The sequence below is a fragment of the Erwinia persicina genome (assembly GCF_019844095.1).
Classification (GTDB): domain Bacteria; phylum Pseudomonadota; class Gammaproteobacteria; order Enterobacterales; family Enterobacteriaceae; genus Erwinia; species Erwinia persicina.
Genome location: NZ_CP082141.1, coordinates 370,587 through 389,602, shown reverse-complemented (window position 1 = coordinate 389,602; position 19,016 = coordinate 370,587). Strand labels below are relative to the sequence as shown.

Here is a 19,016-nt window from a genome sequence, read left to right as displayed (position 1 = left end):
CTCCTCCGACTTACTCAGCGCCGCCTGCGAAGTCCAGATTCTGGCCTTCTTTCAGGGTGACGTAAGCTTTTTTCCAGTCGCTACGACGACCAATACGCTGTCCAGAACGCTTAGTTTTGCCTTTAACCAGCAAAGTGTTCACGACTTCAACTTCTACTTCGAAAAGTTTCTGTACAGCGGCTTTGATTTCTGCTTTGGTCGCGTCTTTCGCAACTTTGAGAACGATGGTGTTAGTTTTTTCCATCGCAGCAGATGCTTTTTCAGATACGTGCGGCGCGCGCAGTACTTTCAGCAGACGTTCTTCACGGATCATGCCAGCATCTCCTCAACTTGCTTAACTGCGTCAGCAGTCATAACGACTTTGTCGAAGGCGATCAGGCTAACTGGGTCGATACCCGCTGCATCACGTACGTCAACCTTGTACAGGTTACGCGCGGCCAGGAACAGGTTCTCTTCCAGTTCGCCAGTGATGATCAGCACGTCTTCCAGAGCCATGTCTTTCAGTTTCTCTACCAGCAGCTTAGTTTTAGGTGCTTCCAGAGAGAACTGCTCGACAACGATCAGACGATCTTGACGTACCAGTTCGGACAGGATGCTTTTCAGCGCGCCGCGGTACATCTTTTTGTTAACTTTTTGACTGTGGTCCTGTGGCTTCGCAGCAAAGGTCACACCACCTGAACGCCAGATTGGGCTCTTTACAGAACCTGCACGAGCGCGGCCGGTACCTTTCTGGCGCCACGGCTTTTTACCGGAACCAGTTACTTCAGCACGAGTCTTCTGAGCACGAGTACCCTGACGAGCACCTGCTGCATAAGCAACAACAACCTGGTGTACCAGCGCTTCGTTGAAATCACGACCGAAGGTAGTTTCGGAAACAGTCAGCGCGCTTTGCGCGTCTTTCAATACTAATTCCATTGCTATCCCCTTACGCCTTCACAGCTGGTTTAACGATAAGGTCGCAACCGGTAGCACCGGGTACTGCACCTTTAACCAGCAGCAGGTTGCGCTCAGCGTCAACACGTACAACGTCCAGACTCTGAACTGTTACACGCTCGTTGCCCATCTGGCCTGCCATTTTCTTGCCTTTGAACACTTTGCCCGGAGTCTGGTTCTGACCGATAGAACCCGGTACGCGGTGTGACAAGGAGTTACCGTGCGTAGCATCCTGAGTACGGAAGTTCCAGCGCTTTACAGTACCGGCAAAACCTTTACCTTTAGATGTTCCAGTCACGTCAACTTTTTTCACGTCAGCGAAAATGTCAACATTAATGCTCTGACCTACAGTGAACTCTGCGCCTTCAACAGTGCGGAATTCCCACAGACCACGGCCAGCTTCAACGCCAGCTTTAGCAAAATGACCTGCTTCAGGCTTAGTTACACGGTTTGCTTTTTTAGCACCGGTAGTTACCTGGATAGCAGTGTAACCGTCGTTTTCCAGGCCTTTGACCTGAGTAACGCGGTTTGCTTCAATTTCGATCACGGTTACAGGGATAGAAACGCCATCTTCTGTGAAGATACGGGTCATACCCACTTTTTTACCGACTAAACCAATCATTGTTTCAACCTCTCAATCGCTCAATGACCTGATTAACCCAGGCTGATCTGCACGTCAACACCTGCAGCCAGATCCAGACGCATCAGAGCATCAACCGTTTTCTCGGTTGGCTCAACGATGTCAACCAGACGCTTGTGAGTGCGAATCTCATACTGATCGCGCGCATCTTTGTTGACGTGCGGAGAGATCAGAACGGTAAAGCGCTCTTTGCGGGTCGGCAGCGGGATAGGACCACGAACCTGCGCACCAGTGCGCTTGGCAGTCTCTACGATTTCCGCAGTTGATTGATCGATCAGACGATGATCAAACGCTTTAAGACGGATACGGATTCTTTGGTTCTGCATGAGACCAGAGCTCCAATTATTTATAAACGAAAAGAATTACTACTCGCATCCATTACGATTGATGGAGGAGTGTAATCGTTGAGCACATAACCCGCATATCGCGAGTATTGTTGACAGGCACTTTCGTACTTGTCTGCGACTCATATTGAATCGCGCCAGGCCGTATTGGCAGGCCCGCGTATTATACGTACATTCAGGGGCAAAGCAACTGCATTGTGTGTTTTATCGCTGAAGGGAGGAAACAAGTGGGCGTGTGGGTGCCCTACCCTGCTGTATGCCGTAGTGGGCAGGATATTAAGGCTTACCTTTTCTACAAATAAAAAAAGAGCGCCGAAGCGCTCTCTTTTCTGTTGCTCTGGCAGAGTATGCTCTGCCAGACAAGTGTCGACAATTAAGCGATAACTTTAGCAACAACACCTGCACCAACGGTACGGCCGCCTTCGCGAATTGCGAAACGCAGACCGTCGTCCATTGCGATTGGGTGGATCAGGGTAACAACCATCTGAATGTTGTCGCCTGGCATTACCATTTCCACGCCTTCTGGCAGTTCGATGGTACCGGTCACGTCAGTTGTACGGAAGTAGAACTGTGGACGGTAGCCTTTGAAGAACGGAGTATGACGGCCGCCTTCATCTTTAGACAGAATATAAACTTCTGACTCGAACTTGGTGTGTGGCTTGATTGAACCTGGCTTAGCCAGAACCTGGCCACGCTGGATATCTTCACGCTTAACACCGCGCAGCAGGATACCACAGTTCTCACCCGCACGGCCTTCGTCCAGCAGCTTACGGAACATTTCAACGCCGGTACAGGTTGATTTCACGGTATCTTTGATACCAACGATCTCAACTTCTTCACCGACTTTAACGATACCGCGCTCTACACGACCGGTCACAACAGTACCACGGCCGGAGATAGAGAAGACGTCTTCGATTGGCAGCAGGAATGGCTTATCAATCGCACGCTCTGGCTCTGGGATGTAGTTATCCAGGTGACCAGCCAGTTCGATGATTTTGGCTTCCCACTCTGCGTCACCCTGCAGGGCTTTCAGTGCAGAACCACGAACAACCGGGATGTCGTCGCCAGGGAAATCGTAAGCAGACAGCAGCTCACGCACTTCCATTTCAACCAGCTCCAGCAGCTCTTCGTCGTCAACCATGTCGCATTTGTTCATGAATACGATCATGAACGGAACGCCAACCTGGCGACCCAGCAGGATGTGCTCACGGGTCTGAGGCATTGGGCCGTCAGTCGCAGCAACAACCAGGATAGCGCCGTCCATCTGAGCAGCACCGGTGATCATGTTTTTCACATAGTCGGCGTGGCCTGGGCAGTCAACGTGCGCGTAGTGGCGAGTTGGGGTGTCATATTCAACGTGAGACGTGTTGATGGTGATACCACGTGCTTTTTCTTCTGGTGCGTTATCGATCTGGTCGAATGCACGAGCAGAACCGCCGTAGGTTTTAGCCAGAACGGTGGTGATAGCTGCAGTCAGGGTAGTTTTACCGTGGTCAACGTGGCCGATAGTACCTACGTTGACGTGCGGTTTGGAACGTTCAAATTTCTCTTTAGCCACGACAATATTCCTTACTTTAATGCTCTCACCCTTTGGTGAGAGCATATGATCAATATTTAAACTGTAGCTTATTTGCTACGAGCTTCAATTACGGCCTGAGCGACGTTGTTCGGCGCATCATCATACTTCAGGAACTCCATGGAGTATGAAGCACGGCCTTTAGTCAGAGAACGCAACTGAGTCGCGTATCCGAACATTTCAGACAGCGGAACTTCAGCGTGAATCTGAACGCCAGTAGCGTTAGATTCCTGTCCTTTGAGCATACCACGACGACGGCTAAGGTCACCGATAACGTCACCGGTGTTCTCTTCCGGAGTCTCTACTTCAACCTTCATGATCGGCTCAAGCAGAACTGGTGTTGCTTTCTTAAAGCCGTCTTTGAACGCAATAGAAGCAGCCAGTTTAAACGCCAACTCTGAGGAGTCAACGTCATGGTAAGAACCGAAGTGCAGACGAACACCCAGGTCAACTACCGGATAACCAGCCAGCGGGCCTGACTTCAGCTGCTCCTGGATACCTTTATCAACTGCAGGGATGTATTCACCAGGAATCACGCCGCCTTTGATGTCGTTGACGAACTCATAACCTTTAGGGTTAACGCCCGGCTCCAGTGGGTACATGTCGATAACAACATGACCGTACTGACCACGACCACCAGACTGCTTGGCGTGTTTACCTTCGATATCGGTAACTTTCGCGCGAATCGCTTCACGGTAAGCAACCTGAGGTTTACCGACGTTGGCTTCAACGTTGAATTCACGCTTCATGCGGTCAACGATGATGTCCAGGTGCAGCTCACCCATACCGGCGATGATGGTCTGGTTAGTTTCTTCATCAGTCCATACGCGGAATGATGGATCTTCTTTCGCCAGACGACCCAGAGCCAGACCCATTTTTTCCTGGTCAGCTTTGGTTTTTGGTTCAACAGCGATCGAGATAACCGGCTCTGGGAACTCCATGCGCTCCAGAATGATAACGTTGTCCGGGTCACACAGGGTGTCACCAGTGGTCACGTCTTTCAGACCGATAGCTGCAGCGATGTCGCCTGCACGAACTTCTTTGATCTCTTCACGCTTGTTGGCGTGCATCTGTACGATACGGCCCAGACGCTCACGCGCAGATTTAACCGGGTTAAACACGGTATCGCCTGAGTTAACCACGCCAGAGTACACGCGGAAGAAGGTCAGGTTACCCACGAATGGGTCGGTAGCGATTTTGAACGCCAGAGCAGCAAATGGCTCGTTGTCGTCTGAGTGACGAACAGCCGGAGTATCTTTGCCATCATCCAGCATACCGTTGATCGCGGTAACGTCAGTCGGTGCTGGCAGGTATTCAACAACCGCATCCAGCATCGCCTGAACACCTTTGTTCTTAAAGGCAGAACCACAGGTGACCAGGATGATATCGTTGTTCAGAACGCGCTTACGCAGAGATTCTTTAATCTCTTCTTCAGTCAGCTCTTCACCGCCGAAGAATTTCTCCATCAGCTCATCAGAACCTTCAGCTGCGGCTTCAACCAGCTTCGCACGCCATTCTTCAGCCTGTTCCTGCATATCAGCTGGAATATCTTCGTATACGAAGGTAACGCCCTGATCGGCATCGTTCCAGTTGATCGCTTTCATTTTCACCAGGTCAACAACACCGGTGAATTTCTCTTCTGCGCCAATAGCCAGCTGCAATGGCACCGGGTTTGCACCCAGGCGCGCTTTCATCTGCTCTACGACTTTCAGGAAGTTAGCACCCATGCGGTCCATTTTGTTAACGAACGCGATGCGTGGAACTTTATATTTGTTAGCCTGGCGCCATACGGTCTCAGACTGTGGCTGAACGCCACCAACCGCACAGTAAACCATTACTGCGCCATCAAGCACACGCATAGAACGCTCAACTTCGATTGTGAAGTCAACGTGTCCCGGGGTGTCGATGATGTTTACGTGGTGTGGCTCGAACTGCTTAGCCATACCAGACCAGAAACAGGTGGTCGCAGCGGAAGTGATGGTAATACCACGTTCCTGTTCCTGCTCCATCCAGTCCATGGTAGCCGCGCCGTCATGTACTTCACCGATTTTGTGGTTTACACCGGTGTAGAACAGAACACGTTCGGTAGTGGTCGTCTTACCGGCGTCGATGTGTGCGCTGATACCAATGTTACGGTAGCGCTCAATGGGTGTTTTACGAGCCATTTGATTCCTCTGATTCTTAGACGTTCTAAGTTAAAAAAGCCCAGCAGGTGAGTCACTGGGACGCCCGCTGGGTTTATAACAACTACAGAGCTGTTACCAGCGGTAGTGAGCGAACGCCTTGTTGGCTTCGGCCATACGGTGAACGTCTTCACGTTTCTTCACTGCAGTGCCTTTGTTTTCTGCAGCATCAGAAAGTTCGTTCGCCAGGCGCAGAGCCATAGATTTATCACCGCGTTTACGAGCAGCTTCTACGATCCAACGCATTGCCAGAGCATTACGACGAACCGGACGGACTTCAACTGGTACCTGATAAGTAGAACCACCAACGCGACGGGATTTAACTTCCACGGTTGGGCGGACGTTGTCCAGGGCTACTTCGAATGCTTCCAGCTCGTTTTTACCAGAACGCTGAGCCAGGGTCTCCAGCGCGTTATAAACGATAGTTTCAGCAGTAGATTTTTTACCATCTACCATCAGGATATTGACAAATTTGGCCAGCAATTCTGATCCGAACTTAGGATCTGGCAGGATTTTACGCTGACCAATGACGCGACGACGTGGCATGGAAATACTCCGTTGTTAATTCAGGATTGTCCAAAACTCTACGAGTTTATTATGACATTTAAGATAAAACGTTTGGCCTTACTTAACGGAGAACCATTAAGCCTTTGGCTTCTTCACGCCGTACTTGGAGCGAGCCTGCTTACGGTCTTTAACACCTGAGCAGTCCAGCGCGCCACGAACGGTGTGGTAACGCACACCTGGCAAGTCTTTTACACGACCGCCACGGATCAGGATCACGGAGTGTTCCTGCAGGTTATGACCTTCACCGCCGATGTAGGAGGTAACTTCAAAACCGTTGGTCAAACGAACACGACATACTTTACGCAGTGCGGAGTTCGGTTTTTTAGGGGTAGTAGTGTATACACGAGTACATACACCACGTTTCTGCGGGCAGGCTTCCAGCGCAGGCACGTTGCTCTTTGCAACTTTGCGTACGCGTGGTTTGCGAACCAGCTGATTAACTGTTGCCATTAAATAGCTCCTGGGATTTAGCTTTTGCTTCGTAAACACGTAATAAATCGCCTCGCGGAATCACGAGGCCGCAGAATTTTAGGGCTCGGCTAGAAAAGAGTCAAGAAATAACCAGGATTACCGTACTTACCAAGTCATTTGTTGTGGATGACTGACTGCCAGCTCAACGAAACCAGTATAGCCTACTACGGTCACTTTGGATGAAATTTGAGCAGCCAGCCCGCGCGCATCGAGATCTTCACGCAGCGCATACACTGAGATGGGGGCATTTAGCAGCGCTTCAAGTACCAGATTCCCTTCCAGGGCGGCAATGACCCCATCCTGAAGCAGTAGCACCGCGTCACCTTCGGCTAACAGACGTAGCAGCGCAGAAATATCCGTACGAAAGGGTGAGGTCATCAGAGTATGTAGCATGGAGGCCTCAAAAAGTAATGACGCGGTCGTAATCGTTTAGTCTGGCGCGCAGGACGTCCGGTGCCAGAACCTCTGTCGCCAGAACCCTGGCGGCACCCGCGGCTATCCCTCTTTCAGCCAGCGCGGCCGCACACACATAACAGTGCTCAACATCATAGAGCGGTAGCACGCCAAAGGTAGCGATGTAGTTCCGCGCCAGAATATGCTGTGGCTGCTGGTCTGCGGTCAGTTGCAGTACGCCGTCGCTGACAAAGAACAGCGCAATCTCATCGCTCAGTGCTGATGTGGCCAGAACGGCATCCAGCCCTTCACGACCACTGGAAGAGCCATGCGGAGCCTGGGTAAAAACAAACGCTATACGTGCCATCAGAACTGCACCAGACGATCGCAGGTCAGTGCCGCTTCGGCCAGTGAGCCCAGGCCTGACAGTTGGAATCCCTCCGCAAGGTTAGCAACGGGCAGGCCAAGCTGAGTGGCTTCCTGACGGTCGGTAATTCCCCGACGCAGCGCGGCCGCCACGCAGATATTCAACTGAACACCCTGCTGTTCATGTAGCTGCTGCCAGCCACGCGTGAGGTCGAACTCATCGCTGGCGGGTGCGTTTAACAGGCTGGCATTGAGCACGCCTTCACGGTAGAAGAAGATACTGTCCAGCGTATGTCCCTCTTCCAGCAGGGCATTGGCAAACAACCAGGCGCTACTGGCCTGCTGTGTACCATAGGCCGGCCCGGTCACCATCAGACAAAAACGCATTACTTTTCCTGCCCGTGGAAATCGCCGTTTTTAAACTGCCGGATGTAGAGATACACGGTGTGCTTAGAGATATTAAGGCGGTCAGCTACCTGATTAATCGCATCTTTAATGTCAAAAATGCCCTTCTCATACATGTTGAGAACGATCTGGCGATTCTTGGCATTGTTGGACACGTTACGATCGGCACTGACCTCTTCGATAGTGAACTCCAGCGTCTGCATAACCAGATCTTCGACCGATGAGGCAAAGTTGACCGAGGAGGCGACTTCCTGCGTTTCAGGCGGCATAAACGTCGCCATTATCTGCGAGAACGGCACGTCGAGATTCATATTGATACACAGCAGCCCAATGACCCGCTGATCACGATTGCGGATAGCGATCGTAACGGACTTCATCAGTACGCCGCTTTTAGCCCGGGTAAAATAGGCTTTGGATACATTGCTGTCCGCCCCCCTCATGTCATGCAGCATACGCAGGGCGAGATCGGTAATCGGCGAACCGATTTTACGGCCAGTATGTTCACCGTTGGCAATACGTACCGCCGAGCATTTGAGGTCTTCAAGCGAGTGCAGGACGATCTCGCAGTGCGAGCCGATCAGCATGGCAAGCCCGTCAACAACAGCTTCGTAAGATTTTAGAATTTCGAAATCACCGGGGGTAAAGGGGTGCTGCTCCAGCAGCTCCGAATCCGCAACCTCACCGGCGAAAAGTGAATTAGACATGAACGACACCACCCTTTGACAAGAGCCTGTCACACGGCGCCAGGGCAGACTCATTCTTATTAAAATGCGCGCGGGATAGTCTAGCAAATATGGGAAAGGCGTGTCCTGCCCTTTGTCGTTAAATACAACATGGCGCAAAAAAGGTGTGAATACAGTGGGCTAAGGCAAAAAAAAAGCCACCCGGAGGTGGCGTTTATCAGCTTATTTTTTGGCTTTAGCGTCGCCAGCGGCCGGGGCGGCCTGCTCGGCGTTAGTATCCGCTTTCGCCGCGGGTTTGATGTCGAGCAGCTCAACATCAAAGACCAGCGTAGAGTTAGCCGGAATACCCGGAACGCCATTTTTGCCGTAAGCCAGGTTCGGTGGGATCACCAGCTTAATCTTGCCACCTTTTTTAACGTGCTTCAGACCTTCAGTCCAGCCCGGGATAACGCCATCCAGACGGAATGACAGCGGCTCACCGCGCGTGTAAGAGTTATCGAACTCCGTACCGTCAATCAGCGTACCTTTGTAGTTCACCACCACGGTATCGCTGTCTTTCGGCGTCTCACCGGTGCCTTCTTTCTCTACCTGATACAGCAGGCCAGATTCCGTTTTCTTCACGCCTTTTTCTTTAGCGAATTTAGTCGCAAAAGCGTCACCTTTAGCGGCGTTCTCTTTCGCGTCTTTTTCCACCTTGGCCTGGGCTGCGCCCTTCACACGACCTTCAAAAGCTTGCAGGGTTTGTTCAATTTCCTGATCGGAGAGTTTGCTTTTACCCGCAAACGCATCCTGAACACCGGCGATAAGCTGGTCTTTATCCAGTGCAATACCCAGTTTTTCCTGCTCCTTCAGGGAGTTTTCCATGTAGCGACCCAAAGAGGCACCCAGCGCATATGCCGACTGCTGGTCGTCATTTTTAAATGCGGCATTTTTTGGGGCCTGCTGCTGTGCAGTCGGCTTAACCGGAACGGCATCAGCAGCCATAACCAGAGGAGCGTTCAGTGCAACAGCCATTGTGGTTGCTAACAATGTAACTTTAAACAATGATTTCATCCATTTCTCCAAAACCGAAGCATCTCACCTCGGAAATCGTTTGCAGACCTGCGGTCTGTAATGTACCTGGTGGCGCGATGACAAAAACAATCACACCGTAAAAACACGAAGTTAACTTCCGACCGCGTGATTATCCGAAAGTTTCAACACCGGTGTGGTGACAATCCAGCGCCTTTTCAACCTCTGGCGGCCAATTTACGCCATAACTCTTACTTCTGCCTGCATTTTACCGTTAGAATCAGAAAATTCACGAGCTCTGAAGCGGGGCCGGTAGTAACAAGAGGAAACAAAATGCAACAGCACGCACTGGAACAACGGCTGGAGATGATGGAAAGCAAACTGGCGTTTCAGGAGCATACCATTGATGAGCTCAACCTGACGGTGGTACAGCATGAACTGGAGATGGCTCGTCTGCGCGATCAGATGCGACTGCTGACCGATAAGTTGAAGGCGGCCGCGCCCTCCATGCTGGCGGATCAGTCCGAAGAGACACCTCCCCCTCACTATTAATATCCCTGTGCAGAAAAGCAAAAAGGCCACCCAGAGGTGACCTTTTATTGCTGATATTCCACAGTATTTCGCGTTGTAGCAAGGCGACCAGGCTTAAAAACATCCGCAGCACAGATAACTATGTGACCAGGATTCAAACGTGAAGCCAACGCCGCCACGGCGCGAAAAAAGGCAGAATATTAGTGGCTGCAGCCACAGCCGCCCGTGCCGCAACCACCCTGACCGTGGTCATGGTCGTGATCGTGGTCATGATGATGGCCGTCAGCGCCGTGAACGTGGCCATGAGCCAACTCTTCTTCCGTCGCTTCGCGAATTGCGATAACTTCGACGTTGAAGCTCAGATTCTGACCCGCCAGCATGTGGTTACCATCAACCACAACGTGCTCATCTTCCACTTCGGTGATTTCTACCGGTACCGGGCCCTGGTCGGTTTCTGCCAGGAAGCGCATGCCAACCTGTAATTCGTCAACGCCCATAAATACGTCTTTTGGTACGCGCTGTACCAGATTGTCGTCGTAGGCACCGTATGCGTCGTTTGACGCGATATTCACATCAAACTTATCGCCTACCACGTGATCTTCCAGCGCTTTTTCCAGCCCGGAGATCAGGGAACCATGACCGTGCAGGTAGTCCAGCGGTGCACTCACCGGAGACTCATCAACCAACACACCGTCTTCTGTACGTACCTGGTATGCCAGGCTGACCACGAGGTCTTTTGCTACTTTCATGATTACTCCTAACCGTTGAGAGCTTGAGCCCTGATTCATTGACTGTTATTCGCAGCCTGGTGCTCTAAGTGGCGACGATTGTATCGAATTTCAACGCGGCTGTAAGGAACAACTGAAAAAAAGCTGAACGGCCGACGTTACTCAGGGTGAAATATTCCAATGACCTGCTCATGGGTTCGCACCTGTTCACGCGCCTGCTTGTCGGCTTCGCGCATCTGGTGGCCGCACTTAACGCACTCCACCACATCGATATTATTTTCCCGCCACAGAGCGAGTGTATCTTTTGCCTGACACTTAGGACAGGTTGCACCAGCGATAAAACGTTTACGCATATTAATCACCCATAAATCTGAAGGGGATGACCTTTAGTTACGGTCAGCCCGTTATGCCGCAGGGTGCAGCCAGAGAAGCACCGCGCCCTGCGGGCCGACTGATGTCATCAATCGGCCTCATCCCAGCCATCAAATTGCCGTTTCTCATGCTGCATTTCGGCCTGGAAGATGTCCTCCAGTTCGCGTCGGGCTTCCTTCACCCTTGAGATCTGCTGACTGTCGCTATGATTCGGCATCAGCTCACGCAGCATGCGCATATCCAGGCGACGGAAGTGTTGCTGTGCGCGAAACGCCTGATGCGGGTGCATGCCCAGCGTCATCAGCGTCTTTCGGCCCAGCTCCAGCGCACTGCTAAAGGTTTCACGAGAAAACTGTGAGACTCCCGCCTGCAGCAGTTCGTGTGCCTCAACGCGGCCACGGGCACGGGCCAGAATTTGCAAATGCGGGAAGTGCTGCTGACAGAGATGAACAATCTCCATCGCATCTTCCGGGCCGTTACAGGTTATCACGATCGACTGGGCCGTTTCTGCCCCTGCGGCACGCAGAAGCTCCAGTTCAGTCGCATCACCGTAATACACTTTGTAACCATATTTACGCATCAGGCTGACCGCACTGATATCGCGTTCGAGGACCGTAATGCGTTTTTCGTTGGCCATCAGCAGGCGGGCAACAACCTGCCCGAAGCGGCCGAACCCAACCACAATGACCTGCGGTTTATCATCTTCAACAAACGGTTTTTCCTGGCTGTCATCCACCTCATTGAAACGCCGTGCGAGGATCTTATCCACCCCCTGCATCAGCAGCGGTGTGGTCATCATCGACAACGTCACCGTCACCAGCAGCAGGGGCATCTGATCGCCACTGAACAGTTTTGCAGAGGCCGCCGCCGAGAACAGGACGAAAGCAAACTCCCCGCCCTGACTGAGCACCCCGGCAAACTGCAATCGTTCAGAACTGCGCAGGCCGTAAATGCGCGACAGCAGATAAAGCACGCCGGTTTTCACTGCCACCAGTGTGATAACACCGATGAGGATTTCAATGATATGGGTATAGAGCACGCCAAGGTTTAACGCCATCCCCACCGAAATAAAGAACAAGCCCAACAGCAGTCCTTTAAACGGATCGATAGCGATTTCCAGCTCGTGGCGATATTCACTTTCGGCCAGCAGGATACCGGCAATGAAGGTACCGAGCGCCATCGACAGCCCCAGTGCATCCATAAACAGGGCAGAACCCAGCACCAGCAACAGAGCGGCCGCAGTGAAGACTTCACGGACGCCGGAGGCGGCGATAAAGCGGAAGATTGGCCGCAGCAGATAACGACCCCCGACCAGCATGCCACCAAAGGCCAGCACCTTCATACCGACTTTCATCCAGTCGGTATGCCCGCTGTCACCGCCGGCGAGCAGGGGCACCAGCGCCAGCGCAGGAATAACCGCCAAATCCTGAAACAACAGCACGGAGAAGCCAAGTTGCCCGGACTCATTGCGGTTCATCGCTTTGTCGCGCATGAGCTGTAAGGCCATCGCGGTCGATGACATCGCCAGGCCTATGCCACCGACGATCGCTGCCTGCCAGGAGAAATCGGTCAGCCATAGTAACCCTCCCAGCACCAGCGCGCTGAGGATCACCTGGGCAGCACCGACGCCAAATATTGACCTTCGCAGTTCCCACAGCTTGGAGGGTTTCAGCTCCAGCCCGATGATAAACATCAGGAACACTACGCCCAGCTCCGAGAAGTGCAGGATTTCATCAACGTCGCTGATAAACCCGAGCCCCCAGGGGCCGATAGCAATCCCGGCCAGTAAATAGCCTAATACCGCGCCGATACCCAGACGCGCTGCAATCGGCACGGCAATCACCGCCGCAAACAGATACACCACGCCTGCGGTCAGAAGACTTTGACCTTCCATCTACACTCCTCCGTGTGGCAACGGGTTAGACAACCAGTCGCCATAGGCGCGGGCATAATTTTTCATGACATCAGCAGACTGGCGTCGCGCCCAGTAAATCACCATGGGCGTCATCCAGTGCATACTGCACATCTGTGCCGTGAGTTCGAACGGACGCATAATGTCCGACATCGGATAACGGTTCAGCCCTTCCTGATGGTAGGCCGCTTCGGGCTCACCGGTGGTGATCACGCTGCGCCAGTATTTTCCTTCCAGCATGTTACCGCCGGGGCCGCTGGCAAAACCCCTCGACAACACGCGGTCCAGCCACTCTTTCAGCAGCGCGGGGCAGCTGTAGGTGTAAAGAGGATGTTGGAAAACGATGACGTCGTGTTCCCGCAGTAGTTGCTGCTCACGGTGAACATCAATAAAAAAATCAGGATAGTGTGCGTACAGATCGTGCACCGTCACATGCTCCAGATGATGCGCCGGCTGTAACAAAACGCGATTAGCAATCGAATCCTGAGACTCCGGATGGGCATACAACAGCAGGACTTTAGGCGGCTGCGACATCATTCCCCTCCAAATCGTCGTCATAGCCGGAGATTTCCGCTACCATGCTCGACGCAACGGAACTCTGTGATTCCGAAAACTGATTATGATGGTGTAATTTAACATACTCTGAACTTACGGCGCTTATGATTGTATTCTCCTCGTTACAAATTCGTCGCGGTGTCCGCGTACTGCTGGACAACGCAACAGCCACGATTAATCCCGGTCAGAAAGTGGGGCTGGTGGGCAAAAACGGCTGCGGCAAATCCACGCTGCTGGCCCTGCTGAAAAACGAGATAAGCGCCGATGCTGGCAGCTTCAGCTATCCGGGGACCTGGTCACTCGCGTGGGTGAATCAGGAAACGCCGGCGCTGGACATTCCTGCCATCGAGTATGTTATCGACGGTGACCGTGAATTTCGTCAGCTGGAGTCTGAATTAGCGCAGGCCAACGAGATCAACGACGGCCACGCTATCGCCACGCTGCACGGCAAGCTGGATGCGGTTCAGGCCTGGACCATTCAGTCTCGCGCGGCCAGCCTGCTTGACGGTCTTGGTTTCACCCAGGAACAGCTGCAGCGCCCGGTCAGCGATTTCTCCGGCGGCTGGCGTATGCGTCTTAACCTTGCGCAGGCGCTGATCTGCCGTTCTGATTTGCTGCTGCTGGATGAACCGACTAACCACCTCGATCTCGATGCGGTGATCTGGCTGGAACGCTGGCTGAAAAGCTACAGCGGCACGCTGGTTCTGATCTCACACGACCGTGACTTCCTTGATCCGGTCGTTGATAAAATCCTGCATATTGAACAACAGTCGATCTTTGAATATACCGGTAACTACAGCTCCTTCGAGATCCAGCGCGCCACCCGCCTTTCTCAGCAGCAGTCGATGTTTGAACATCAACAGCAGAAAGTGGCGCACCTGCAAAGTTTTATTGACCGCTTTAAGGCGAAAGCCAGTAAAGCGAAGCAGGCACAGAGCCGCATCAAAACGCTGGAGCGTATGGAGCTTATTGCACCGGCCCACGTCGACAACCCGTTTACCTTCAGCTTCCGCGAACCGGAAAGCCTGCCTAATCCCCTGCTGAAAATGGAAAAGGTCAGCGCGGGCTACGGTGACAGGAAGATCCTCAACTCCATAAAACTGAACCTGGTGCCCGGATCGCGCATTGGCCTGCTGGGGCGTAACGGAGCGGGTAAATCGACCCTGATCAAGCTGCTGGCAGGCGAACTGGCACCGCTGCAGGGCGATATCGGCCTGGCGAAGGGTATTAAGCTTGGCTACTTCGCCCAGCACCAGCTGGAGTTTCTGCGCGCCGATGAGTCTCCCCTTCAGCATCTGGTGCGTCTGGCCCCGAAGGTGCTGGAACAGCAGCTGCGTGACTACCTCGGCGGCTTTGGTTTCCAGGGTGATAAGGTCAGCGAGGAGACACGCCGTTTCTCCGGGGGCGAAAAAGCACGCCTGGTCCTGGCTCTGGTGGTCTGGCAGCGCCCGAATCTGCTGCTGCTGGATGAACCGACAAACCACCTTGATCTCGATATGCGCCAGGCCCTGACCGAAGCGCTGATTGATTTTGAAGGCGCACTGGTTGTCGTTTCGCATGACCGCCACCTGCTGCGCTCCACCACGGATGACCTGTATCTGGTGCACGATGGCAAAGTGGAAGCCTTTGAAGGGGATCTGGAAGATTATCAGCAGTGGCTGAGTGACCAGCAACGGCAGGCCAGTACTGATGCCACCCCGAAGGCCGACAGTGCGAACAGCGCTCAGGCGCGTAAAGATCAGAAGCGCCGGGATGCTGAACTGCGCACCCAGACTCAGCCACTGCGTAAGCAGATTGAGAAACTGGAAAAGCAGATGGAAAAGCATAATGCCCAGTTGGCTGATGCCGAAAATAAGCTGTCTGACAGCGCGATTTACGAGCAGAGCTGTAAAGCCGATCTGACCGCCGCGCTGCAGCAGCAGGCAACGGCGAAATCAGCGCTGGAAGCGTGCGAAATGGAATGGCTGGAAGCCCAGGAAGAGTTAGAGTCGATCATGAATGCCTGAATGACGCCGGGACGATGGTTCATCGTCCCGGCGCGCTCTTCTAAGGTTACTCCGCCGCCAGCCGCTGGCGCAGTGCGGTCAGGTCCTCAACATTGTGCAGCTTGCCATCCAGGAAGCGGATTTTCAGCTCTCCGCCCTGCTCCTGCTGCCAGCTCTGACTGTCCAGCAGACAATATTTCCCCTCATCATCTTTCTCCACCCGCAGCAGGCCCCGCGCAGAGTTTTTCATGCCGTTGTCCGTTTTCGGCTGTTTGAAAATCTCACGGCCCACCCCGTTCACTTCGCCGTAGGTCGCCTTCATCGCGAAGCCGAAAGTATCACGGGTATTGTACTGGTAGGTGTAAGACCCCACGCCAAACACCACATTACTGCTGGCAAAACCTTTTGCCTCCAGGCGGCTGAGGATCTGATCGGCGCGTTCCAGGGTAATCGAGTCGCCGTAGATCAGTCCAACATGGGGATCCAGCACTTTGTAACCTTTGGCATTGACCGTGCCGCCAAAAATCTCCCACAGCACTTCTACCGAGCCTTTCTGTTCAGCACTGCGTGAGGGATCGCGATCCGCATCATCACCGCTGCCGCAGAGGATCGCCACCGGGTCCCCGCTGTCCGGGCGGAAGACCAGACGGCCCTCACGTGCCATAATTTCCGGCTTCAGCTCACGGCTGTATTCCGTCAGTACCTTCCAGTAGTCCCAGGTGTCCGACACCACCGAGACAAACCCGGCCGGATACAGCTCCGTCAGCAGGCGACGGAAGGTGGCGATCTCACCCTGTTCTTCCCCCATGCACATCACGCTGTGTTCAGTGGCGGGGATACTCCCGGCGATAAATGTCCCTGCCGCCGGCGTGTAGTACTGCTGCGCGTAGAGGATCGACGGCAGGCTGTCAGTTCCGGTAAAACTCAGCAGGTGGCCAACACCGGACTGTGCGGCATCGTGCAGCCCGGACATGCCCCGAAACGAGAAGTCATGGCACTGAAAATCAATGTGTGCCATATCGTCACAGGTGCGGTCTGCCCACCGCTGACAGATCTGGCGATAGTGGTGTGCCACCGTGGCATTGGTGGACGACTTCCACAGCTCCGCCGACATCACGCTCTCCAGATAATTGACCAGCCAGAAGAACTCATCCACGGTATTGGTGATGGTCAGCACCGGGATCTTCATCGGCACCTTACTGCCTTCATCCAGGCTTTTAATCGCCAGCGGCAGGTAGCCAAGACGATGAAGGGCACGGATGTGTTCAACGCTGACGCTATCTTTCCCGAGGTAACTGTCCATCAGTTGCTGATACTCCCCGACCACCTGCTCTTCCGGCTGGGCAAAGAATTTGTCATTAAACAGGTCGACCATAAACCACTGTAAGAACCCCTGCAGGCCGAAGAACACCAGCGAATCATCCGGCAGCGGCGACTGAAAATAGCGATTTCCACGCGGTGTGAAGTTGGAGTAGACCCGGTTCGTCCCCTGAGGATACTGCTCACGGTGCGAAGTTTTGTAACCGTCGATAGCCAGAATCGGATTAATTTGCATGTGTTGCTCCTTCACTGCGGTAAATGGTTTCAATATCAATCAGCTCAACACGCGCCGAAGTCTGGCCGGTTCCGGCCAGCGAGGTGGTGGTCCAGATGCGGTCAATACCCTGACTCAGCAGGTGATCGACACCTTTGCTGAACAGTCCGTGCGTGACGTACAGGCTAACAGAACGTGCGCCAGCCGCCCGTAACACTGTGGCCGATCCGATAAAAGTGCCTCCGGCATCACACAGGTCGTCGGCAATCAGGACATCCCTTCCCGTCACGTCGCCTTTCAGCAGTTCAAAACCGCTCAGTGCGCCGCTGGCAATATCGCGATGTTTACCGAGAATGCCGTACTCTCTGGCACTGACCTGCTGTGCCAGAGAATGAATTTTTTTCAGTGCTCCGGCGTCCGGGGCAATCAGCATCATGCCCTGCTCTAGGGCTGAGCGCAGGCTGCGGCTGTGCACCAGGCAACGATGCTGGGGAATAGCGACCAGACGGTCAACCACCCCGGCGGCCACATCGCTGTGGGGATCCAGCACCACTACACGGTCAAAGCGCAGCTGATTAAGAAAACCGGCAAAGACCTTGAGGGCAAAGCTGTCCCCGTCACGCATGGTACGATCCTGGCGGGCATATGGCAGCCACGGCAGCTCCAGCGTGGCCTGACGCAGCAGGCAGCGCTGACGTACCGCATCCAGCACCTGCGCCACCAGCATTAAATCGTCCATCGTCTGCATACCGCTGGCACGCAGCGTCAGGATTTCAGCCCGGGGATCCAGCGGGGCAGAAACCCGTCCCCAGACCGCCCCATCAGGAAAACGCCCTGTTTCCAGCGCGACAGCCTGACCATCAAGCGTTAATTGCAGTATCATCATCACCGACCCCTTTTTCTTAATTAATGTCACAAGGACACTTATATAATTGTCCATGCGACAATAATTAACAAGCGAAAAATTACGCTGACGCGAATGAAGTTAATAACGCGTTGATTTACTGTAACATTAATTTATCCTTCGGCGTTGTTTCATTGAATCACCCCGCCAGGACTGCTATTGTGTCCGAGCGACACTTCCTGCAGGTAATACCATGTCATCAGAACACGAATATCTGGCGCACTACGACGCCTCACGCTATCCCTCCCCGATTGTCACCGTCGACAGCGTGCTGTTTACGTTATGGCAGGAGCAGCTGTGCGTGCTGCTGGTACAGCGCGCTAATCACCCGCAGCGCGGCTGGTGGGGGCTTCCCGGGGGGTTTATCGATATGCAGAAGGATGACTCCACGCGGGCAACCGCGCTACGCAAGCTGCGTGAGAAAACCACCGTCAATCCACCGTGGCTTGAACAGCTGGCGACGTTCTCCGGGCCTGAACGTGACCCGCGCGGCTGGAGTCTGACCACCGCGTGGTATGCGCTGATCGCCGCAGAGGACTGTCAGGCAGAAAGTGATGACGTCAGCGACGCGCAGTGGCAACCGCTGGCCGGACTGGCATCGCGCAGCGATATTGCTTTCGACCACCAGCAGATCATTGCTGACGCGCTGAAACGACTGCGGCAGAAAACGCTCTACTCCCTGCTGCCGGTATACTGCCTGCCCGCCGCGTTTACCCTGACCCAACTGCAGGAGGTGACGGAGACCATCCTCGACCGCCCGGTTCAGCGTAAAAGCCTGATACGCCGCTTTGAAGCCTCAGAGATGTTTGAAGAAACCGGGGAAAGCGTAGCGACCGGCGCACGCAAGGCCAAGCTTTACCGCATGAAACCCGGCGTCAATATCCATAACTTCTCGCGTAACCTGATGAGCGATCAATAAGCAG

General features: G+C 53.6%; 22 protein-coding genes. 3 read left to right on the top strand and 19 right to left on the bottom strand.

All coding sequences use genetic code 11. The features are described from left to right. Positions 1-10: 10 nt before the first annotated feature. The 13 genes from rplW to fkpA form a co-directional block, all read right to left on the bottom strand. Positions 11-313, bottom strand: coding sequence for a 50S ribosomal protein L23 (rplW, locus tag K6L24_RS01705; RefSeq protein WP_062749336.1), 303 nt, complete (start codon positions 311-313; stop codon positions 11-13). Further along, positions 310-915 (bottom strand): 50S ribosomal protein L4, encoded by a 606-nt coding sequence (rplD, locus tag K6L24_RS01700; protein WP_023656564.1) that lies wholly within the window; start codon positions 913-915, stop codon positions 310-312. The genes rplW and rplD overlap by 4 nt, the downstream gene beginning before the upstream one ends. A gap of 10 nt (positions 916-925) precedes the next feature. Further along, positions 926-1,555: a 50S ribosomal protein L3 gene (gene rplC / locus K6L24_RS01695; protein ID WP_048917638.1), complete on the bottom strand. Its 630-nt coding sequence runs from the start codon at positions 1,553-1,555 to the stop codon at positions 926-928. A gap of 32 nt (positions 1,556-1,587) precedes the next feature. Continuing rightward, entirely contained in the window at positions 1,588-1,899 is a 312-nt protein-coding gene (gene rpsJ, locus K6L24_RS01690) for a 30S ribosomal protein S10 (protein ID WP_001181005.1), read from the bottom strand. Positions 1,900-2,290: 391 nt separating this feature from the next. Next, entirely contained in the window at positions 2,291-3,475 is a 1,185-nt protein-coding gene (tuf, locus tag K6L24_RS01685) for an elongation factor Tu (protein WP_118665375.1), read from the bottom strand. A 68-nt stretch (positions 3,476-3,543) separates the two neighbouring features. Beyond that, on the bottom strand, positions 3,544-5,658 hold the full coding sequence (gene fusA, locus K6L24_RS01680) for an elongation factor G (RefSeq protein ID WP_062747531.1): 2,115 nt from the start codon (positions 5,656-5,658) through the stop codon (positions 3,544-3,546). 93 nt (positions 5,659-5,751) lie between these two features. Further along, complete coding sequence (gene rpsG, locus K6L24_RS01675; protein ID WP_004160604.1) at positions 5,752-6,222, bottom strand: 30S ribosomal protein S7; 471 nt, start codon at positions 6,220-6,222, stop codon at positions 5,752-5,754. Between the two features lie 96 nt (positions 6,223-6,318). Continuing rightward, a complete protein-coding gene (rpsL, locus tag K6L24_RS01670) occupies positions 6,319-6,693 on the bottom strand; it encodes a 30S ribosomal protein S12 (RefSeq protein ID WP_003852912.1) in 375 nt (124 codons plus the stop codon). 126 nt (positions 6,694-6,819) lie between these two features. Beyond that, a complete protein-coding gene (gene tusB, locus K6L24_RS01665; protein WP_062747533.1) occupies positions 6,820-7,107 on the bottom strand; it encodes a sulfurtransferase complex subunit TusB in 288 nt (95 codons plus the stop codon). A gap of 7 nt (positions 7,108-7,114) precedes the next feature. Further along, positions 7,115-7,474 (bottom strand): sulfurtransferase complex subunit TusC, encoded by a 360-nt coding sequence (gene tusC / locus K6L24_RS01660; RefSeq protein WP_118665371.1) that lies wholly within the window; start codon positions 7,472-7,474, stop codon positions 7,115-7,117. Continuing rightward, a complete protein-coding gene (gene tusD / locus K6L24_RS01655) occupies positions 7,474-7,860 on the bottom strand; it encodes a sulfurtransferase complex subunit TusD (RefSeq protein ID WP_118665369.1) in 387 nt (128 codons plus the stop codon). The genes tusC and tusD overlap by 1 nt, the downstream gene beginning before the upstream one ends. Continuing rightward, entirely contained in the window at positions 7,860-8,582 is a 723-nt protein-coding gene (locus tag K6L24_RS01650) for a helix-turn-helix transcriptional regulator (protein WP_062747541.1), read from the bottom strand. Before K6L24_RS01650 ends, tusD begins: the two co-directional genes overlap by 1 nt. A 201-nt stretch (positions 8,583-8,783) precedes the next feature. Further along, entirely contained in the window at positions 8,784-9,614 is an 831-nt protein-coding gene (gene fkpA, locus K6L24_RS01645) for an FKBP-type peptidyl-prolyl cis-trans isomerase (RefSeq protein ID WP_062747543.1), read from the bottom strand. 291 nt (positions 9,615-9,905) lie between these two features. Here fkpA and K6L24_RS01640 point away from each other — a divergent pair, with 291 nt between their 5' ends. Further along, positions 9,906-10,124, top strand: coding sequence for a protein SlyX (locus K6L24_RS01640; protein WP_062747545.1), 219 nt, complete (start codon positions 9,906-9,908; stop codon positions 10,122-10,124). 179 nt (positions 10,125-10,303) lie between these two features. Here the strand turns inward: K6L24_RS01640 and slyD are convergent, their stop codons facing one another. The 4 genes from slyD to kefG all read right to left on the bottom strand — a co-directional run bounded on the left by slyD (position 10,304) and on the right by kefG (position 13,649). Next, complete coding sequence (gene slyD / locus K6L24_RS01635) at positions 10,304-10,852, bottom strand: peptidylprolyl isomerase (protein ID WP_062747547.1); 549 nt, start codon at positions 10,850-10,852, stop codon at positions 10,304-10,306. Positions 10,853-10,989: 137 nt separating this feature from the next. Further along, complete coding sequence (locus tag K6L24_RS01630; RefSeq protein ID WP_162901020.1) at positions 10,990-11,190, bottom strand: YheV family putative zinc ribbon protein; 201 nt, start codon at positions 11,188-11,190, stop codon at positions 10,990-10,992. A gap of 101 nt (positions 11,191-11,291) precedes the next feature. Continuing rightward, the gene (gene kefB, locus K6L24_RS01625) at positions 11,292-13,097 is read right to left on the bottom strand and encodes a glutathione-regulated potassium-efflux system protein KefB (RefSeq protein ID WP_062747551.1); all 1,806 of its coding nucleotides are present in this window, start codon (positions 13,095-13,097) and stop codon (positions 11,292-11,294) included. Beyond that, entirely contained in the window at positions 13,098-13,649 is a 552-nt protein-coding gene (kefG, locus tag K6L24_RS01620; protein WP_062747553.1) for a glutathione-regulated potassium-efflux system ancillary protein KefG, read from the bottom strand. A 125-nt stretch (positions 13,650-13,774) separates the two neighbouring features. Between kefG and K6L24_RS01615 the strand changes: the two genes are divergently transcribed. Beyond that, positions 13,775-15,676 carry an ABC transporter ATP-binding protein gene (locus K6L24_RS01615; protein ID WP_222681889.1) on the top strand — a complete coding sequence of 634 codons (1,902 nt, stop codon included), beginning with the start codon at positions 13,775-13,777 and terminating at the stop codon, positions 15,674-15,676. A gap of 46 nt (positions 15,677-15,722) precedes the next feature. Here the strand turns inward: K6L24_RS01615 and K6L24_RS01610 are convergent, their stop codons facing one another. Both K6L24_RS01610 and prs read right to left on the bottom strand, forming a co-directional pair. Further along, positions 15,723-17,210 (bottom strand): nicotinate phosphoribosyltransferase, encoded by a 1,488-nt coding sequence (locus tag K6L24_RS01610; protein WP_062747558.1) that lies wholly within the window; start codon positions 17,208-17,210, stop codon positions 15,723-15,725. Then, a complete protein-coding gene (gene prs, locus K6L24_RS01605) occupies positions 17,200-18,075 on the bottom strand; it encodes a ribose-phosphate diphosphokinase (RefSeq protein ID WP_137269248.1) in 876 nt (291 codons plus the stop codon). The genes K6L24_RS01610 and prs overlap by 11 nt, the downstream gene beginning before the upstream one ends. Positions 18,076-18,286: 211 nt before the next feature. On the opposite strand from prs, the gene K6L24_RS01600 reads away from it, so the two are divergent. Then, positions 18,287-19,012, top strand: a complete 726-nt coding sequence (locus K6L24_RS01600; RefSeq protein ID WP_062747562.1) for an NUDIX hydrolase — start codon at positions 18,287-18,289, stop codon at positions 19,010-19,012. Positions 19,013-19,016 lie beyond the last annotated feature (4 nt).